The sequence below is a fragment of the Flavobacterium adhaerens genome, from assembly GCF_040045115.1.
Classification (GTDB): domain Bacteria; phylum Bacteroidota; class Bacteroidia; order Flavobacteriales; family Flavobacteriaceae; genus Flavobacterium; species Flavobacterium adhaerens.
Window position 1 is genome coordinate 77,263 of the sequence record NZ_JBDLZX010000006.1, and the last position, 17,195, is coordinate 94,457.

Below are 17,195 nucleotides of genomic sequence, written 5' to 3' on the forward strand. Positions count from 1 at the left end.
ATTTTAGGAGCTTTTTTACAAAAGTCGTTGTCGGTTTAGTTCGAGTAATTCAATAACTTTCACTTTCAATCTTTCAGGTTCTAATATGGTGGCATAATCGCCAAACATCATATACCAACGTGAAAATCCTTCCAAAGTATCACAAGACATAAAAGTCATTTCAATTTTATCATCAATTTCTTGTTCCGAAACAAAGCCGTGGTACTTTCGTTCGAATGCAAGATATTTAACTATCTTTTTCTCCACAAGGATACGGATTTTGGTCGTTGCAACCGTTTTGTTTTTTTCTAAATACGTTTCCAATGGATTATGTTCTAATGAGAATGGAATTACTGTTTTTTCAATTCCGTGAATTCTGTCTGCCCTGAATTGCCTGTAATCCCTTCGCAAATGGCAATATCCCAAAACGTACCAATTATTATTGTCATGAAAAACACCAACGGGTTCTATTTTTCTCTCAATAATTTCATCTGAATTGAAAGCTTCGTAAGAAAGAATCACTTGTGTTTTTTCGGCAATACTTTCAAAAAGAACTGCCAAAGTATTTGGAGCTTTATCATTAAAAAGCTTTTCTGAGGATTACATAAAAATATTCGATTCAATGCTCGAAACCCAATCCTTATCATCACTTTTAAGAACCGCTTTTAGTTTATACATAGCCGAAGCATAATGCTTACCTAATGTTTCATCAGTAAATTTTTGCATGAGCTTTTCGGCTGCAATAAAACTACTGGCTTCTTCACGAGTAAACATTACTGGAGGAAGACGATACCCTTCCATTAAAGCATAACCTACACCCGCTTCGCTATAAATTGGAACTCCCGAAGCTTCTAGAGTTCGAATATCACGATAAATAGTACGTAAACTCACCTCAAAGCGATTAGCTAGTTCCTGAGCTTTTACAATTTTCTTAGATTGCAATTGGATCAAAATAGCCACAATGCGGTCAAATCGTTTTGGGGTTTCGTCTGGCATTTTTTAGTTACTTAGATACATTTCAAAAATAGAAAACTGAATAATATTTACTTATTGTTTCTTTTCCAAATTTCTGGATTTCTAGAAGTATGAAAAACGGCAAAAACGGTTATTGTTTTTAGTTCTTCATTAATTGTGTAATGAATGAGAAAAAGGAATTCTTCTATTTTCCTACACCGAATTTCATTGTATTTTATCGAAAACAAATGAGGGTCTTTTTTTAAAGAATTGATTTGTCTTTTGGTTTGATTTTTATAACGTAAACCCAATCCTTTCAATTGCATTTCATACCATTCAAAAGTTTCTTGAATGTCGCCCAAAGCATCAACATCTATTTTTAAATGATAACCCAAAAGTTATAAAGTTTTAGAAACTTCATCCCAGTCCAAAAGTCTTTCAGGATTAGCTTTTGCTTTTGCCATTCGGTCTAAAACAATTTCTTGATGTTCAACAGGAATTTCCATATTATCATTCCAAATCGCATCATTAACTTTCAATCGGTCTTTGGGCGATAGTTGCTTTACGGCCTCAATCAACTGATTAACACTCAAATCGATATTTAATTTAATAGTTTCCATAGTAACAAAGTTAGTGAAAAAATGATTTTATCCTCCGTTTACTCCAAATTTCCTAAATGCTTGAATGGTTTGGTAAATTCCGTATGAAACAAATATTTTACTCATACTTGTAAATAATAGAGGAAGAAAATAATCTTCTGAATTTACTAAAGGTGTATCTAGAAAAGATAAGGGGTTTGTGAATTTTAGATAATTTGTTAAAAAATCTTCAATCTTAGGAATACAGTTCGAATCATCAATACGTGCAGAATAAGAAATAATATAGAGTACATAAAAAATAAAACTCCATTGAAAAATAAATCTAATTCCTTTAGTCCAATCTAACCCGAAATAATTAGAATCTTCATTAAAATGTAGAATTAATAAATCTTTCCAATTTAATTTATTTTGATTTACTTCTTTTTTATACGCAATTAATTCATATGCCTTAAAACGCAAATAGTCTATTTGATTATGAGTATTTACGAGTTCTCTTTTTATTGCTCTTAAAGTTTTTCGATCCCAATTTTCAATAACATCATTATTGTTTTTATTCAAATCATCAAAATAGGCAGCTTCTGCAAACGTTACTTGATGTAGCTTCATCATATTTGTTTCAAAAGAATCAAAAGATACTTTTTTTTGAAAAACACTATGAGAAATCTCAAAACTTTTAAATATAGAATTATCAAATAAGACATATTTTTCAAATCTACAAGCTATAAATTTTAATTCAGCATAATTTAATTGTTGGGAATTCTCTATTAATGTAGTGCTGTAAAATTTGCAGTTATTAAATGAGGTGGACTTAAAGTCACTAAATTCAAAATTTGATTTAACAAATTTGCAATCTTCAAATATTAATTTATGGAAAATTTTTAGATTTTTGAAATTTGCATATTCTCCAAAATGGGAGTTTACAAATGACCCCTCATATATTTTTGCATTTTTAAATGTCGAACTAAAGTTTTTATTTTCTAAATTATCAAAACTATTTATATTTAAATCTAACTGACCTTTTTCTATAAAGATATTATCTAAATTCAATTCTTTTTGAATTTTAGCCCATATTGCAATATCTCCATTTAAAGGGATGCCTTTATTGTTAAATCTTAATCTATTAAATATTCCGTCAATATGAATGTTTTTTATTTTTTTTGAATCAATAAAGAAAATATAATCAAATTCAATATCATTTATTGTGATGTCTTCATTGAAGACGCATTCATTAAATGAGAGTTTAAAAGATGGTTTCTTTATATCCTGAATTTCAATTGTTCCATTAAAAGTACAATTAATGAATTTTAATTGATTCGTTTTTTCAATTGTATGAGCACTAAAAAATCTCAAACAGTGAATATTGATTATTGCATCTTCAAAATCAAATCTTCCATTGTAAATTTGAAAATCAATATCATTAACAATTTCCATATCTAAATTTTATCCTTTCAAACTTAAACAAAAAAACCTGACAATTTTCATTATCAGGTTTCTATCTTAATACTTTGTACTTAAATCTTAATACCCAAGTTAGTCATTCAACTTCAATACCGCCATAAACGCCTCTTGTGGAATTTCAACATTTCCTACTTGACGCATACGTTTTTTACCTTTTTTCTGTTTTTCCAACAACTTACGCTTACGCGAAATATCTCCTCCGTAACATTTAGCAGTAACGTCTTTACGAAGTGCTTTGATGGTTTCACGAGCAATGATTTTAGCTCCAATTGAAGCTTGAATCGGAATTTCAAATTGTTGACGTGGAATTAATTCTCTCAATTTTTCACACATTTTCTTCCCAATAGTATAAGCATTATCTGCGTGAATTAAGGCTGAAAGCGCATCCAATTGATTGGCATTTAATAAAATATCCATTTTGACCAATTTTGACTCTCTCATTCCAATTGGAGAATAATCAAACGAAGCATAACCTTTAGAAACCGTTTTCAATCTGTCATAAAAATCGAATACAATTTCCGCCAATGGCATATCAAAATTCAATTCAACACGTTCTGTTGTTAAATAGGTTTGATTGGTAATTTGTCCACGTTTTTCAATACACAAACTCATAACATTACCCACAAAATCAGCTTTGGTAATAATAGTAGCTTTGATATAAGGTTCTTCTACTCGATCTAATTTTGTAGCCTCAGGCAAGTCACTCGGGTTGTTTACAATAATTGGAGTATCTGGTTCTTTTTTAGTGTAAGCCAAATACGAAACGTTCGGAACAGTTGTAATTACAGTCATATTAAACTCACGCTCCAAACGCTCCTGAATAATTTCCATGTGTAGCATTCCTAAGAATCCGCAACGGAAACCAAAACCTAATGCCGCTGAGCTTTCTGCTGAAAACACTAACGAAGCATCATTCAGTTGTAGTTTTTCCATCGAAGCACGTAAGTCTTCAAAATCCTCTGTATCTACAGGATATATTCCCGCAAATACCATTGGTTTTACATCCTCAAAACCAGTAATCATATTCTGAGTTGGCGTTTTGGCATCGGTTATGGTATCACCCACTTTTACCTCTTTGGCTTCTTTAATTCCAGAAATCAAATACCCAACATCTCCAGTAGAAATCACATTTTTAGGAACCTGATTTAATTTTAAAGTTCCCACTTCATCGGCAAAATATTCATTGCCGGTAGCCATGAATTTAATTTTTTGCCCTTTTTTGATTTCACCGTTTACAACTCTAAAAATTACCTCAATTCCGCGGAACGGATTGTAATGCGAATCAAAAATCAAAGCTTGCAAAGGTTCTTCTTTTTCCCCTTTCGGAGCTGGAATTTTTTCGATAATCGCTGCCAGAATATTCTCTACACCAAAACCGGTTTTTCCAGAAGCATGAATAATATCTTCCAATTTACACCCAAGCAAATCGATAATATCGTCACTAACTTCCTCAGGATTTGCTGATGGTAAATCTACTTTATTCAAAACTGGAATAATTTCTAAATCATTCTCAAGAGCCAAATACAAGTTAGAAATTGTTTGCGCCTGAATGCTTTGTGCAGCATCTACAATCAACAAAGCGCCTTCACATGCAGCAATCGAACGAGAAACTTCATACGAAAAATCCACGTGTCCAGGAGTATCAATCAAGTTCAGAATATAATCCTCGCCTTTGTATTTGTATTCCATCTGAATGGCGTGACTCTTAATGGTAATCCCACGTTCGCGCTCCAAATCCATGTTGTCCAACAACTGCGCTTTTTCCTCACGTGCCGTAACCGTTTGAGTAGCTCCTAATAAACGATCAGCCAAGGTACTTTTCCCGTGGTCAATATGAGCAATAATGCAAAAATTCCTAATATGTTTCATAAATAAAATAAAGTGTGTTTGGGCGTGCCGGCAGAAAAAGCCGTCGGGCTATTCGCTACAATCTCCCGATAAAAAAATCGGGAGGATTTTCACTTCTATCCCTCACGCAAACTCGTCAATACGACAATTAATCTGCAAATATACGCTAAATTTGATAGCTTCAAAGCTTATAATTTAGAATCTAAAAGGGTAATAATTAAGTCTTTCCTCATTCTGGTTTTATCGTTTGACTTAAAAACAGTAATTTTGCAAAAAAATTAGGCAGATGATCAAGATAGGCAACATAGAATTACCGGATTTCCCACTATTACTAGCACCGATGGAAGATGTGAGCGATCCGCCATTCCGTAGATTGTGCAAACAACATGGTGCCGACTTGATGTATTCCGAATTTATTTCTTCCGAAGGTTTGATTCGTGACGCTATCAAAAGCCGAATGAAACTCGACATTTTCGATTATGAAAGACCCGTAGGAATCCAGATATTTGGCGGAGACGAAGAAGCTATGGGATTGTCTTCTAAAATTGTTTCTACCGTAAATCCTGATTTGATTGATATCAACTTCGGTTGCCCTGTAAAAAAGGTAGTTTGCAAAGGTGCTGGAGCTGGTGTTTTGAAAGATGTTGACCTGATGGTACGCTTGACCAAAGCGGTTATCGATAGCACACATTTGCCAGTTACAGTAAAAACCCGTTTGGGTTGGGACGACAACTCGATAAACATAGACGAAGTTGCCGAGCGTTTGCAAGATGTAGGTATTGCCGCATTGAGCATTCATGCCAGAACCCGAGCTCAGATGTACAAGGGCCATTCTGACTGGTCACATATTGCCCGTGTAAAAAATAATCCTAGAATAAAAATTCCTATTTTCGGAAATGGAGATATAGATTCACCTGAAAAAGCTTTGCATTACAAAAACGAATACGGTATCGACGGCATTATGATTGGTCGTGCCGCCATTGGTTATCCTTGGATTTTTGACGAAATTAAACATTACTTCAAAACAGGTGAGCATCTGGCAAAACCTAGCGTTGCAGATAGAGTTGAAGCGGTTCGCAATCACTTGACTTGGGCCATGCAATGGAAAGGAGAGCGCCTCGGGATTGTTGAAACTCGTCCTCATTACACCAATTATTTCAAAGGAATTCATTCGTTTAAAACCTTTAGACAAAAGCTCGTTACACTCGATAAACCCGAAGAAATATTTGCTCATTTAGACGAAATAAAAGAAGCGTATTTAGATTATCAGGTGGTTTAAATTCAAAAAAATATCCAGTATAGATGCGCTGTGCATCTATACTACAGAAATACTTTCCTAATCCAACAACTTTTTACTCACTCGGCTACTCGCTATCAAAGACGCTACAAAACCTAGTGTACTAATTGTAGCTAAGACTATTAGAACATTTTCTAGAGAAAAAATTACAGGATATGCCAACGTAGCAGTAATCATAATTAATTGGTATTGCTGTTGCAACAATACAATTATCACTCCCAACAACAATCCAATAACACCTCCAAAAAAGCTCAACAAAACACCCTGCAACAAGAAAATATTACGCAAATCCCTGATTTCGGTACCAAGATTAAAAAGCGTTTTTAAATTCCCTTTTTTATCCAAAATCATCATAATAAGTGCACCGATTAGATTAAAAAGCGCCACAACAATTACCAATGTAAAAATTAAATACACCGCTATATTTTCGGTATTCAGCATTTTGTACAAAGACTCATTGAGTTGTTCTTTGTTTTTTATCGTTATTTTGTTTTTAAAAATGGTTTGTAGTCCCTTAATAACCTCACTCTCATCAGCATCTTGCTTCAATTTTATCTCAATACTAGAAATCTGATTGGTTTTGTATTCTAACAATTCCTGTGTCAACCCCAAATCAGCAAAAACATATTTTGAATCTAGATCTTCACTGATAGCGTAAATACCAACAGGAAAAACATCAGTAGAATTAAAAGCTTCACTTGGAGTCTCAATAGTTCCTTTACCAGGTTTGGGCACAAAAACTTCAAAAGCATTTTTGTAATCCAACAAACCCATCGAAAATTTATGAGCAGTACCATATCCTACTACAACCTGATATGTGTTTGGTTTTAGCCATTGTCCGTTATATACCTTTTTGTCAAAATGAGTAACCGTATTAAAAGTAGCATCAACACCTTTTAGATAAGTAACCTCTTGTTTCCCATTAAAAGTAAACAAAACTCGCTCTTCAATAACTTTAGAAAAAGAAGCAATTCCAGCAATCGAAGCAATCTCTTTTTCCTGATTAGGAGCAACCAAAAAAGATTTGCCAAGCGTACTACTCACCTTTAAATCTGGATCTATGTCATTGGTAAAAGAAAGACTAAAATCTTTCAATCCCGAAAAAACCGATAACACTACAAACAACGCCATCGATCCTACAATAACACCCATACTGGCAATACGATTAATGATATTGATAGCATTATTGGAACTTTTGCTAAAAATATATCTCTTGGCTATGTAAAAAGGGAAATTCAAATTTTATTGAAATCTACGTTTTTCCAAAAGATCTCTATTCTCAATTGGATTTTCTTGATTTTTCAACGCATTATCAATCTTCTCAATATAATCCAAAGAATCATCAATAAAGAAAACCAAATTAGGAACTTTACGCAATTGCATACGCACTCGCTGAGACAAATCATGTTTGATCAAAGTCGAATTGGCCTTAATTCCTTCTAATGTTTCCGCTGCTTTCTCTTGAGGAAAAATACTTAAATACACCGTTGCTACAGACAAATCTGTAGTCACCGAAACTTTGGATACCGAAATTATCAAATTTGTAATTCCGTTTTTTCTCACTTCACCTTGCAGAATATCCACCAAATCTTTTTGGAGAACACCGCCTATTTTTTTCTGTCTATTTGTTTCCATGTTGCAAAAGTACTATTTTTTTGAAAGACAGCCTTACAAACTAACAAACTCCTAAAGTTTTTTATATTTGTTTTAAGCTTTAAAGTCAAATTGCAAGAAGCGAATAATTGTGGCATTTTAGCAGACATGGGTTCCCGCTTTTCGCTACAATCTCTTGTACTGAACCCCAGTACAAGAGGATTTCCGTTACAATCGGGGCTAAAAACAAACAATTGTTTTTTTTGAAACAATTAAAAAACAATCTCAAAATGAAAAAAATAGAACATATCGGAATCGCAGTAAAAAGCCTAGAAACATCCTGTGTTTTATTCCAAAAACTCTTAAACACTACCACTTACAAACAAGAAGAAGTACAAAGCGAAGGTGTAAAAACCTCCTTCTTTATCAATGGACCAAACAAAATAGAACTTCTAGAAGCAACAAGTCCCGAGAGTCCGATAGCCAAATTCATTGCAAAAAAAGGAGAAGGCATTCACCACATCGCATTTGACGTCGAAGACATCTATTCAGAAATAAACCGACTCAAACATGAAGGATTTACACCTCTAAGCGAGACTCCAAAAAAGGGAGCCGACAATAAATTAGTCATTTTTTTACACCCAAAAGAAACCAATGGTGTCCTAATTGAATTATGTCAAGAAATAAAATAAAAGTATTCTATTCATAATCAGCTGTTTTTAAAAAACAAAAAGAAAAGCAATTTAATTATTCCAAAAAATGAATAAAAAACACTTGTGCCAATAAAAAAAATGTAGTAATATTGCACACTCTTAACCGGTCCTATAGCTCAGCTGGTTAGAGCACCTGACTCATAATCAGGTGGTCCCTGGTTCGAGCCCAGGTGGGACCACTTTAAAATCAAGCCTTTACAGAAATGTAGAGGCTTTTTTGTTTCTATCAGTACAACATTAGTACAACAAATTGCTGAACAGCAAAGATAGTAAACATTTCATTCTGTTTCAATTAGCGTTATTTTTTAGTATTTTTACTATTCAGTAAAAATTACAATTATTATGGCGGGTAGAATTGAAACATTTTTTTTCTTTCTTCATAGACAATTTGAAAGGTTAAATTCTTTATTTAGATCTAAAAAAATCTCTTTAATTGTAGCTCCTTTATTAACTTTTTCAGTTGCAATATTGAATATTGTTCAAATAAGTAATGGTAGTTTTATTGTATTTAATTCCATAATTCTTTGCTTAGCAGTTATTTTTACATTTTTACTTACTGTATCATCTGTATATTTTTTAAGGGGTGATAATATTTTTAATCGATATAATAGAGAAAAATCAAATAGTAATTTATCTCAGTTCAAAAATTCATCAAGGTCTTCAAAAAGTATTTCTGAGAAAAAAATTAAAGATTTAATAGACTTAAATAAGGAAGTCATTAATCGTTATTATATCGAATTTAGAAAAATTGAACTATTTAATGATGACACATCATTAAATGATTTTCAAATTTTGTTAGCTAATTGCCTAAAAAAATCTAAAGACAATTCTCTTTTTAAACTAGAAATTAATGCTAATGAAACTCACGGTTTTATTAATGAATTTATAATTCCCTTTTTACTAAAAATAGATTCAAATAATGTAATTATTAAAAAAAGAATTGCTTCTCTAATTCTATATAAAAAAGCCGGAAAATATTTTCCTGTAAATGAAAAATCATTATCAGATAAAACGAGATTATCTACCTCCCCTAATCAAAGAAAAGTGTACGAAAGTGTTCAAATAATGTGAATTCTCCGAATTATTATGTGACTAAGTCGCAACTCCACGTTTCATCCAGTTTCATTCCAGTAGTTTAGCCTCATAATTCTAAAACATATAATTATGAGCCCACAAAAAATTATTGAACAGTTAAATGAAATTAAAATGATGATTACCAAGGGTAATCAATTTCAAAAAGAAATCTTTACTATTAAGGATTTGATGGCCTATACAGGCTTTTCAGACAGTACTATCCATAAATTATCGGCGAAGAAGTTAATTCCTCATAACAAACCGACGAATGGGGCTTTATTCTTCGATCGTGTTGAGATAGTTGAATGGATTAGGGAGCATAAAGTCTATTCTGACGAGGAAGTTTTGTCTAAATTTTCCAAGCAATTAAAAAAATAAGCGTTCAAAATCCACTTTTGAACGCTTAGAATTTTTTTATGTTACTAAAAAAAGTATATGCAAATATAGGCATTATACTCATTCATCAATTATCTATTTATGGAAGAAATAAGCGTATATGATGTGTCATCACGCAAGGATTCTGTGTATGACAAAATTCAAGAAGAATTATCTAAGTATTTTAAAATCAAGTTTAATGAAATTGCATTGGAATATGAAATTTTTGACTTAAACTCTGCCTGTAAAATTGATTTTAATGAATCCTCTCTGTTAATACATCTTCATAGAGAAAAATTAAATGTTAGTCCACAAGTTTTTAAAACATATTTAAAGTCGCATTTTGTGGAACGTATAAATCCACTGATAGAGTATTTTAAAAGCTTACCACCTTGGAACGGTAAAGATCATGTCAAAAGGTATGCCAGCTATGTAAATACGGACGATAACAAATTGTTTTACCTCCATCTCCTTAAATGGGCTGTTCGTGCTGTTAAAACGGTATTTCTGAAGGAGGCGATAAATAAACACGTATTGGTGTTAGAAGGAGGTCAGAGTTTTGGTAAATCTTATTTTTTAAATTTTCTATGTCCAAGCCAACTTGAAAAATATTTATATACAAATTTAGCAATTGGACGTGATGAACGTATTAAGCTCGCCAAGTCGTTGATTATAAATATAGAGGAGCTGGATATTATGGGCAGATATGATATTAATGCTATAAAAGCATTGATTAGTCAGGTTTCTATCAACGAACGTTTGCCATATGCAGATAAATCAACTCTGCTTTATCGGACTTGTTCATTTGTGGCTTCAACTAATCGTGCGGAATTTTTATGTGATGACACAGGTTCTGTACGGTGGATTATTTTTAGTGTCATCGAGAAAATTGATTTCTCCTATATTAAAGATTTTAATATAGATGATTTTTGGTCACAAGCTTACCATATTTATAAATACCAAAAAGACTTTAAATCAGACTTAACCCAGGAAGAAATAAAAGTCAATGAATTAAGAAATGAACGGTTTACTATCCAAACAGTAGAAAATGAATTTGTTTTAAAATATTACTCAGCCAGTGATAATGTCGCCGATTTTAGAACGCCAACTGAAATTGTAACAGAACTACAAGTGATGGGGCATAGATTAAATGCTCAAAAAGTTGGCTCTGCATTAAAAAAATACAATTTTACCAGAATCAAGCATGCAAAACGTCAAGTATATGGATATCTAGCAAAAACTAAGTTTAAAGAGTCTCCTTGGGGTTTTACCGATTCTTAAATTACATACGTACTTACCTAGTTACCTATATTGATTTAATTATTTGAATGTTGGTGTTTTATAATAGGTAGGTAACTTGTAATAATTAAGTTCTAGCTTACCTAATTAAGGTAAGTCAGGTAAATAAAAAACAAGGCCTCTTTTATTTTAACACTTTACTATATAGTTGGTCAAACGTATTAGGTAACTAGGTAAATAAAAAATCTATTATGATGAACGATATTGAGAAATTAAGGAATATTCCAATGATCAATATTTTGAAAAGATTAAATATTGAAGCGGTTGAAAAGAAAAAAGATCAGTTTTGGTTTAAAGCAAATTGGAGAAATGAGCAAATGCCTTCTGTAAAATGTGAGCATAATCTTTTTTATGACTTTGGTGAAGGTTTTGGAGGCAATACTGTGGACTTTATTATGAAGTATTTTTCCATTGGTTTTTTGCAAGCAGTTAGGTGGTTACAAAGTGAGGATGTTATTTTTTCTTTTGACCCGACCAAACAAAATGTTTTTCTTGAGATGAAAAAAGAAAAGTCTTATCGTGGGGAAAGAATTCAACCTTTACAAAACAGGGTTTTAATTGATTATTTAAATACAAGAAAATTGAACATCGAAATATGCAAAAGGCATTTAGATGAAGTGTATTATACCATAAATGACAAGAAATATTTTGGGGTGGGATTTAAGAATGACAAAAATCAATATGAAATTCGAAATAAATATGCCAAGTTATGTTTGGGAATAAAATGGTTTACATGGATCAACAAAAGCAATAAGTCTTTGGTAATTCTAGAATCATGGTCAGATTTTATTTCATTATTGACTTTGTATCCAAAATGCGAAGAGTCCAAAGATTTCTTGATTTTGAATTCTCTTTCAATGCTTTCGAAAGTAGATCAAGTATTAAATATTTATTCTGAACTTTTGTTTGCGCTGGACAACGATGTTGCGGGTTCGAATGCAACGGAAAACTGTTTAAAGAAATGGAATTCAGAGAGAACAAGATGTAAAGATATTAGGTATCTGTTTCATGGCTCAAAAGATATAAATGATTTCTTGATTTTAAATACTAAAATAAGAGTTTAGGTTTATTTATGAACATCATTCTTTGAAGAGTCATACCTGTAATTTATTAGCAAGTAGGACAGGGGCGGAAAAACCCCTATCCTACTTGCTCTGCGAGGCTAGAGCCTTGAAAATAAGGCTTCCTTTAAGAATGAAGTTTATAAGATTTTATAATTTAAATATAATCAAACACACAACTAACTGATTATCAGTTTTAAAAATTATAATTATGACTAAAAAAAGTATTATTATAGATGAAAAAGCTCATGCAGAACTTGGGAAATTATCTGAAAGTTTGCGAATAAACTTGGGTGCTCTTATACAAGAAATGATTTATTATTTCAAGAAAACAGGTATCGATCCTAAAGATGCTGTAAACAAAGATCCATCTTTAATGGTTGCCGCTTTAGATAAAAGGATAGTTTCTTTTTTAAAAGTTCAAGAAAGAGATATCTTGAAACCATTAAGACAAGATGTTTTTAATTACCAAAATGCTCAAAAAGAAGAAATCTCAAAACTAATTGTTTCGATAAATAAACTCTTAGATCAACATTCAGAACGAGGAACTGAAATAAAAAAGGCTCATTCCGAGAATCTTAATAAAATAAATTGCAATGATGTTGAAAGGACTAAAATGGTGATTTCTGAATTACAAAAAAATAGACAAGCCATTTTGCTTATTTGTCAGCTATTAGACGAAAAAAACAAATCTGGCACTTTGGGTAAAATTAAATCTCTTTTTTCATAATGCCAATATCTAAACCACATAGTACACTTGGAGCGGACAATAAAGGAAGTTGTTCCAACTTAGCTATTTACTTAGAAAAAGAAAATGAAGAATTAGATAGAATTATCAAAAAGTCTTCCTCAATTAGTGAAATATCTGAGCTTGAAAGCAGAAAACAAGGTTTCTTTACAGCTTCAGAGGTTAATATCAACACTATAGATGTTATTAGCACTATCGATAATAATAAAAGAAAATTAGGAGCAAATGATGCTAAATATTTTGCTCCAACAATTAGTTTCAGTGAGAATGAGTTGAGTCATATTGCTTTTCTTGCTACCGGAAAAAGAGACATTACAAGTGTTTTGGACTTAAATTTATCTGAATTAGAGCAATATAATAATCTTGTAAGAGAATATGGACGCAAAGTAATGGACAATTATGCTTTGAATTTTAATCGCCAAGATAAAGGAATTAAAGCAGGTGCTGATTTGGTTTATTTTGCAAAAATTGAGCATTTTAGAAAATACAAGGGTACGGATAAAGAGGTTATCAATGGTAATGAAATTTCTGGAGAGTATAAAAAAGGGTTGCAATCTCACATTCACATAATTGTTTCCAGAAAAGATAAAACTCAAATATTAAAATTAAGTCCTACTTGTAATGAAAAACAAACCAATAGAAAAATTGGTAATAATGAATATCAAGTGGGATTTGATAGAATGAAATGGATCAATTCAAACGAAAATACTTTTGATGACCATTTTAATTATAAACGAATAGAACTTGAAAAATTTCAAAATCAAAATATTTTAAAAAATGGAAGCCCTCAAGACAAGCATGAAATCAATAAAAAAATAAAAATAGAATCGATTAATAGGGATGATATAAAAAAACAAATTAAGAATGCTCATCTCAATATTTTGATTACAAAACCAAATAATTTAAAAGAGTATCAACAACGAATGATGAAATTCGCAATTCAAGTTTTACCAACAATAAACAAAAATGGTTTTATCCAAGAGAATCACTTTTTTCACGAACAATCAGGGATAGATTTCAAAGCGAGTGAAGTTGATCAGAACTTAAAATTCCATGAATTATTTAGTGTCGATAATAAAACAACGAAGCAAGTGCAACAAATTGAACCGTCATTAGAGGATTGGAAGATTAATACCGAAAAATTAACATCTATTTTATCATTTCTTCCATTTGAAATTACTCCAGATTTTGATGATGAATTGCTAAAAAGAAAAAGAAAGAGAGCAATAAGAAGATGATTCAATATAAAAATACAATAATATAGAGATCAAATAAGAAAATTAGGTAAACGGACCGTATAGTTATATTTCGTATCCATATTGTCAGGTCAAACCTGACAATGTATCTATGGTATGTAAATTTGGCTAAATTATTTATTGATCAATTTTTCAAGCCTTGCCATCATTTCATCTTTTTCTTTGAGCATACGCTCGTACAAAGCAATTTTTTCTTCGTGAAGTTTTTTTAACTCTTCGATAGGATTGAAGTTGAATGTAGAATTAGGATTTCCAACACAAGCATTATCTCCAAAAGTATTCGAAATAATATTTATTGCTTGATCTTCATCAAAGTTCTGAAAAGCTTCCACCGGAATTTTCAATGAATTGGAGATTTGATTAAGTATATCATCTTCAATTACATCTTTCTGCTCAAGCATAGAAATCTTCTTTTGATTCCAGTCATTTCCCAGATCAAAAGCCAATGCTTCTTGTTTGATGCCGAGCATTTCTCTGAAACGCTTTACGTTTCTTCCCTGATGAATTTTTTGTTCCATAATGAGTATCAATTTTCAGAAGGCTCAAAGATAAAGCCATTCGGATTAAAAAGTCTGATTTCCAAAGGTAGAAAAATATCCGGTAAAATATCCCTTTTATCAGATATAATATCCGATTTCCGAATAGATTATCCCTTTTAAAGAATGGAACTTCGCTAGTGAAAATTAAATCTTCTCACTATGAAAAAGAATAAAATATCCTTCGAAACAAGGTTTTGGGCGGGGTTTGTGGCAGGAAATCCATTTGAGGCATTTGACGCCATTTTTGACTTTGCACATCTTGATTATTATAAACAGACTTTAAGTGAAGCAGTACTTCACTGCTATAAGAGAAAAGTCTATAAGAAGGATGCTCCTTGCAATGCTTTTGTCTTTTATACTGCTATATGCTCTTTTCTCAAAGTCTGTTACTACCTAAAGGGAAAAGACAAGAAATGGAAAGTGAAAGAGTCTTCCCGCTGTGAAACGGTATTTCATCTTTCTTCCCTAACCAAAGAAGAATATGACAATCCTTTTTTGGTGCTTCAAAATGCATTTGAAGAGAGAACACTGCAACAGTTTGATTTTTTTTTAAGTGAAATCACAGAACTTTCCTTGTCTCCGTATGCTGGTGATCCTGACTCCGACCTGACGACGCCCTATATTCATTTGATCAAAATGCTCGATGCAGGGGAACTGATGAGAGAAAGAGGCGTTGAGAGAATTAAGAAAAATGATCAGCTTTATCCTGCAACGGAATAAAATATCCTTCATCCAAACTTTAAAAACACGGCATTATGAGAACTTCAGAAAAACTTACATTTCCAAAACTCCAAAACGAGTATTTAGAAAATATACTCAGACAACTTGTTCGTCAGCATAACATTATTCAACTATTTTTTACAAAATCAGCATCTTCTTCCTTTTCACATCTTATTGTCCACATTGAACAAAGTATGGATGCCAAAAATCTTCAAGAAAGCAAATGGGTCAAAAAAGTTTGGAAAAGCTGTCAAATTGATGTGCTTTTTATCTACACTTCAAAACTTGAACATCGATTTTCTTTGGGTTATCCCTTTTTTGAATTGTATTGTCATCCTTCCACTATTATCTACCAAAATGAATCGGCAGATTCTATTGTCAATAAAAGAGACTGGAAAAAATACAAGAAACGTTTTAATGTTCTTAAAGAAAATTTTTATCACGATTACGACCTCCATAAATCTCAAATCCAAAGCCTTATTTCAGAAGGTTCATCAAACAGTGTTTTTATGTCCTTTGAAAGATTGATTGAGTATGATCTTGACTGTTTAGAAGAATTGTATGGCGGAAAAAAATCTGACTGCTTGAGTTTAGATGAAAGAATCGCCAATCTCACAGAACACATTCCAGCTATTCAAAAATACTTCGTAAAAAGGAGCGGAAGCAACTATTATCTTACCGATTTGTTTGCGCAGGCAAAAGAAGCCGCCAGCAATGATGAGGCAGTATATAAAGAAGAAATGTATGAAGCTGTTGGAATAGCGGAACAAAATCTTTATCGTCTTATTGAAGAACGGTTTGTAGAATTCAAGAAACTGATAAAAAAAGGTTATCTGGAGAAAAAAGAAGATTCATGCCAGATTAATGTCAAACCTAAAGATATAATCCTTGACAATGCTGTACAGACCATCTTAAAGTTCGTTGAAGCAGAACAGATTTACCTATATCATCAAATAACCTGCTATGAAAAACAGACTTATTATCTCATGCTTATAACTGCGGGGGCGGGCAATGAAAAATTAAAATTAATTACCGACTACTTAAAAAATGAAACAGGTGGAAAATTTAATTTCGTTTTGATTAGCCACAACCGTTACTGGATACAGAATAACCTCTATGGGCATCAAAGTTTCTTTGCTAAAATTATTCAAGACAATAATTTGATTTATTCATCCAGTGCATATCACCCAGTATTTCATTGGGAGATTCCCCATAAACCCTATCACGGTGATTTATACTTTTTTTATAAATCGACAAAAGAAAGTGCTCTACAGTTTTTTGAGATAGTCAATAACACTAAAGAGAACTATTGCAGTCTGGATTCCCTCTTTGCATTGTTTTTCCTGTCGTTTTGCAGAACCTACATTTTCATTAAAACCTACTATACACCTAATGATCTGTCAACTCAGACATTGTGGGAACTATGTATTTACGCAGATCCTGATATTAGAAAGTATAATTTTTTACTGGAGCAGTTTTGGATTGACTTCTTTCCTTATTTAGACAAGCATCGGACTGTTTTTCAAGTGTTGTCATCAAAACTTGACAAAGAAAAAGTTGTTCAGATGAATGTTATTGTTGAGAAACTGATGTATGAATTGCATGATTTGGTTATTGAAAACGGAATATTGAGCTTTGATCAAGATGAACCAGATTAGTAAACGACAATTTTGGAATAAAAC

The 17,195-nt window shown here is 32.1% G+C and carries 17 protein-coding genes, 1 tRNA gene and 1 pseudogene; 11 read left to right on the forward strand and 8 right to left on the reverse strand.

The window, feature by feature from the left end:
* Positions 1 to 15: 15 nt before the first annotated feature.
* The 5 genes and pseudogenes from ABEB18_RS09840 to lepA form a co-directional block, all read right to left on the reverse strand.
* Positions 16 to 975, reverse strand: a pseudogene (locus ABEB18_RS09840) (helix-turn-helix transcriptional regulator).
* Positions 976 to 1,022: 47 nt separating this feature from the next.
* The gene (locus ABEB18_RS09845) at positions 1,023 to 1,328 is read right to left on the reverse strand and encodes a type II toxin-antitoxin system RelE/ParE family toxin (protein WP_348799134.1); all 306 of its coding nucleotides are present in this window, start codon (positions 1,326 to 1,328) and stop codon (positions 1,023 to 1,025) included.
* A 3-nt stretch (positions 1,329 to 1,331) separates the two neighbouring features.
* Complete coding sequence (locus ABEB18_RS09850; protein WP_348799135.1) at positions 1,332 to 1,553, reverse strand: addiction module protein; 222 nt, start codon at positions 1,551 to 1,553, stop codon at positions 1,332 to 1,334.
* Between the two features lie 27 nt (positions 1,554 to 1,580).
* Complete coding sequence (locus tag ABEB18_RS09855; protein ID WP_348799136.1) at positions 1,581 to 2,963, reverse strand: hypothetical protein; 1,383 nt, start codon at positions 2,961 to 2,963, stop codon at positions 1,581 to 1,583.
* Between the two features lie 99 nt (positions 2,964 to 3,062).
* Positions 3,063 to 4,859 carry a translation elongation factor 4 gene (gene lepA / locus ABEB18_RS09860; protein WP_348799137.1) on the reverse strand — a complete coding sequence of 599 codons (1,797 nt, stop codon included), beginning with the start codon at positions 4,857 to 4,859 and terminating at the stop codon, positions 3,063 to 3,065.
* 265 nt (positions 4,860 to 5,124) lie between these two features.
* Here lepA and dusB point away from each other — a divergent pair, with 265 nt between their 5' ends.
* Positions 5,125 to 6,117, forward strand: a complete 993-nt coding sequence (dusB, locus tag ABEB18_RS09865; protein WP_348799138.1) for a tRNA dihydrouridine synthase DusB — start codon at positions 5,125 to 5,127, stop codon at positions 6,115 to 6,117.
* A 57-nt stretch (positions 6,118 to 6,174) separates the two neighbouring features.
* On the opposite strand, the gene ABEB18_RS09870 is transcribed toward dusB, so the two are convergent.
* On the reverse strand, positions 6,175 to 7,374 hold the full coding sequence (locus tag ABEB18_RS09870) for an ABC transporter permease (protein WP_348799139.1): 1,200 nt from the start codon (positions 7,372 to 7,374) through the stop codon (positions 6,175 to 6,177).
* Positions 7,375 to 7,377: 3 nt separating this feature from the next.
* Complete coding sequence (gene rbfA, locus ABEB18_RS09875; RefSeq protein ID WP_348799140.1) at positions 7,378 to 7,770, reverse strand: 30S ribosome-binding factor RbfA; 393 nt, start codon at positions 7,768 to 7,770, stop codon at positions 7,378 to 7,380.
* A gap of 248 nt (positions 7,771 to 8,018) precedes the next feature.
* On the opposite strand from rbfA, the gene mce reads away from it, so the two are divergent.
* The 8 genes from mce (at position 8,019) to ABEB18_RS09915 (ending at position 14,236) form a co-directional block, all read left to right on the forward strand.
* Complete coding sequence (gene mce, locus ABEB18_RS09880; RefSeq protein ID WP_348799141.1) at positions 8,019 to 8,420, forward strand: methylmalonyl-CoA epimerase; 402 nt, start codon at positions 8,019 to 8,021, stop codon at positions 8,418 to 8,420.
* 126 nt (positions 8,421 to 8,546) lie between these two features.
* Positions 8,547 to 8,620, forward strand: a tRNA-Ile gene (locus ABEB18_RS09885).
* Between the two features lie 163 nt (positions 8,621 to 8,783).
* Positions 8,784 to 9,512: a hypothetical protein gene (locus ABEB18_RS09890; protein WP_348799142.1), complete on the forward strand. Its 729-nt coding sequence runs from the start codon at positions 8,784 to 8,786 to the stop codon at positions 9,510 to 9,512.
* Positions 9,513 to 9,605: 93 nt separating this feature from the next.
* A complete protein-coding gene (locus ABEB18_RS09895) occupies positions 9,606 to 9,893 on the forward strand; it encodes a helix-turn-helix transcriptional regulator (RefSeq protein WP_348799143.1) in 288 nt (95 codons plus the stop codon).
* A 99-nt stretch (positions 9,894 to 9,992) separates the two neighbouring features.
* Complete coding sequence (locus ABEB18_RS09900; RefSeq protein WP_348799144.1) at positions 9,993 to 11,171, forward strand: VapE domain-containing protein; 1,179 nt, start codon at positions 9,993 to 9,995, stop codon at positions 11,169 to 11,171.
* A gap of 209 nt (positions 11,172 to 11,380) precedes the next feature.
* Positions 11,381 to 12,253 carry a DUF8464 domain-containing protein gene (locus ABEB18_RS09905; protein WP_348799145.1) on the forward strand — a complete coding sequence of 291 codons (873 nt, stop codon included), beginning with the start codon at positions 11,381 to 11,383 and terminating at the stop codon, positions 12,251 to 12,253.
* 208 nt (positions 12,254 to 12,461) lie between these two features.
* Positions 12,462 to 12,980 carry a BfmA/BtgA family mobilization protein gene (locus tag ABEB18_RS09910; protein ID WP_348799146.1) on the forward strand — a complete coding sequence of 173 codons (519 nt, stop codon included), beginning with the start codon at positions 12,462 to 12,464 and terminating at the stop codon, positions 12,978 to 12,980.
* Complete coding sequence (locus ABEB18_RS09915) at positions 12,980 to 14,236, forward strand: DUF5712 family protein (RefSeq protein WP_348799147.1); 1,257 nt, start codon at positions 12,980 to 12,982, stop codon at positions 14,234 to 14,236. The genes ABEB18_RS09910 and ABEB18_RS09915 overlap by 1 nt, the downstream gene beginning before the upstream one ends.
* Before the next feature lie 131 nt (positions 14,237 to 14,367).
* On the opposite strand, the gene ABEB18_RS09920 is transcribed toward ABEB18_RS09915, so the two are convergent.
* Positions 14,368 to 14,772 (reverse strand): helix-turn-helix domain-containing protein, encoded by a 405-nt coding sequence (locus ABEB18_RS09920; RefSeq protein WP_348799148.1) that lies wholly within the window; start codon positions 14,770 to 14,772, stop codon positions 14,368 to 14,370.
* 180 nt (positions 14,773 to 14,952) lie between these two features.
* Here ABEB18_RS09920 and ABEB18_RS09925 point away from each other — a divergent pair, with 180 nt between their 5' ends.
* Together ABEB18_RS09925 and ABEB18_RS09930 are read left to right on the forward strand one after the other, a co-directional pair.
* Complete coding sequence (locus tag ABEB18_RS09925; RefSeq protein ID WP_348799149.1) at positions 14,953 to 15,513, forward strand: hypothetical protein; 561 nt, start codon at positions 14,953 to 14,955, stop codon at positions 15,511 to 15,513.
* A gap of 35 nt (positions 15,514 to 15,548) precedes the next feature.
* Positions 15,549 to 17,171, forward strand: a complete 1,623-nt coding sequence (locus ABEB18_RS09930; RefSeq protein WP_348799150.1) for a hypothetical protein — start codon at positions 15,549 to 15,551, stop codon at positions 17,169 to 17,171.
* Positions 17,172 to 17,195: the final 24 nt, after the last annotated feature.

What these genes read in the sequence shown, in the direction of transcription:
- ABEB18_RS09920 (WP_348799148.1), bottom strand. Translation starts at nt 14,772, where the DNA reads ATGGAACAAAAAATTCATCAGGGAAGAAACGTAAAGCGTTTCAGAGAA.
- ABEB18_RS09855 (WP_348799136.1), bottom strand. Translation starts at nt 2,963, where the DNA reads ATGGAAATTGTTAATGATATTGATTTTCAAATTTACAATGGAAGATTT.
- rbfA (WP_348799140.1), bottom strand. Translation starts at nt 7,770, where the DNA reads ATGGAAACAAATAGACAGAAAAAAATAGGCGGTGTTCTCCAAAAAGAT.
- ABEB18_RS09905 (WP_348799145.1), top strand. Translation starts at nt 11,381, where the DNA reads ATGATGAACGATATTGAGAAATTAAGGAATATTCCAATGATCAATATT.
- mce (WP_348799141.1), top strand. Translation starts at nt 8,019, where the DNA reads ATGAAAAAAATAGAACATATCGGAATCGCAGTAAAAAGCCTAGAAACA.
- ABEB18_RS09915 (WP_348799147.1), top strand. Translation starts at nt 12,980, where the DNA reads ATGCCAATATCTAAACCACATAGTACACTTGGAGCGGACAATAAAGGA.
- ABEB18_RS09850 (WP_348799135.1), bottom strand. Translation starts at nt 1,553, where the DNA reads ATGGAAACTATTAAATTAAATATCGATTTGAGTGTTAATCAGTTGATT.
- ABEB18_RS09910 (WP_348799146.1), top strand. Translation starts at nt 12,462, where the DNA reads ATGACTAAAAAAAGTATTATTATAGATGAAAAAGCTCATGCAGAACTT.
- ABEB18_RS09925 (WP_348799149.1), top strand. Translation starts at nt 14,953, where the DNA reads ATGAAAAAGAATAAAATATCCTTCGAAACAAGGTTTTGGGCGGGGTTT.
- ABEB18_RS09930 (WP_348799150.1), top strand. Translation starts at nt 15,549, where the DNA reads ATGAGAACTTCAGAAAAACTTACATTTCCAAAACTCCAAAACGAGTAT.
- ABEB18_RS09890 (WP_348799142.1), top strand. Translation starts at nt 8,784, where the DNA reads ATGGCGGGTAGAATTGAAACATTTTTTTTCTTTCTTCATAGACAATTT.
- lepA (WP_348799137.1), bottom strand. Translation starts at nt 4,859, where the DNA reads ATGAAACATATTAGGAATTTTTGCATTATTGCTCATATTGACCACGGG.
- ABEB18_RS09900 (WP_348799144.1), top strand. Translation starts at nt 9,993, where the DNA reads ATGGAAGAAATAAGCGTATATGATGTGTCATCACGCAAGGATTCTGTG.
- ABEB18_RS09895 (WP_348799143.1), top strand. Translation starts at nt 9,606, where the DNA reads ATGAGCCCACAAAAAATTATTGAACAGTTAAATGAAATTAAAATGATG.
- dusB (WP_348799138.1), top strand. Translation starts at nt 5,125, where the DNA reads ATGATCAAGATAGGCAACATAGAATTACCGGATTTCCCACTATTACTA.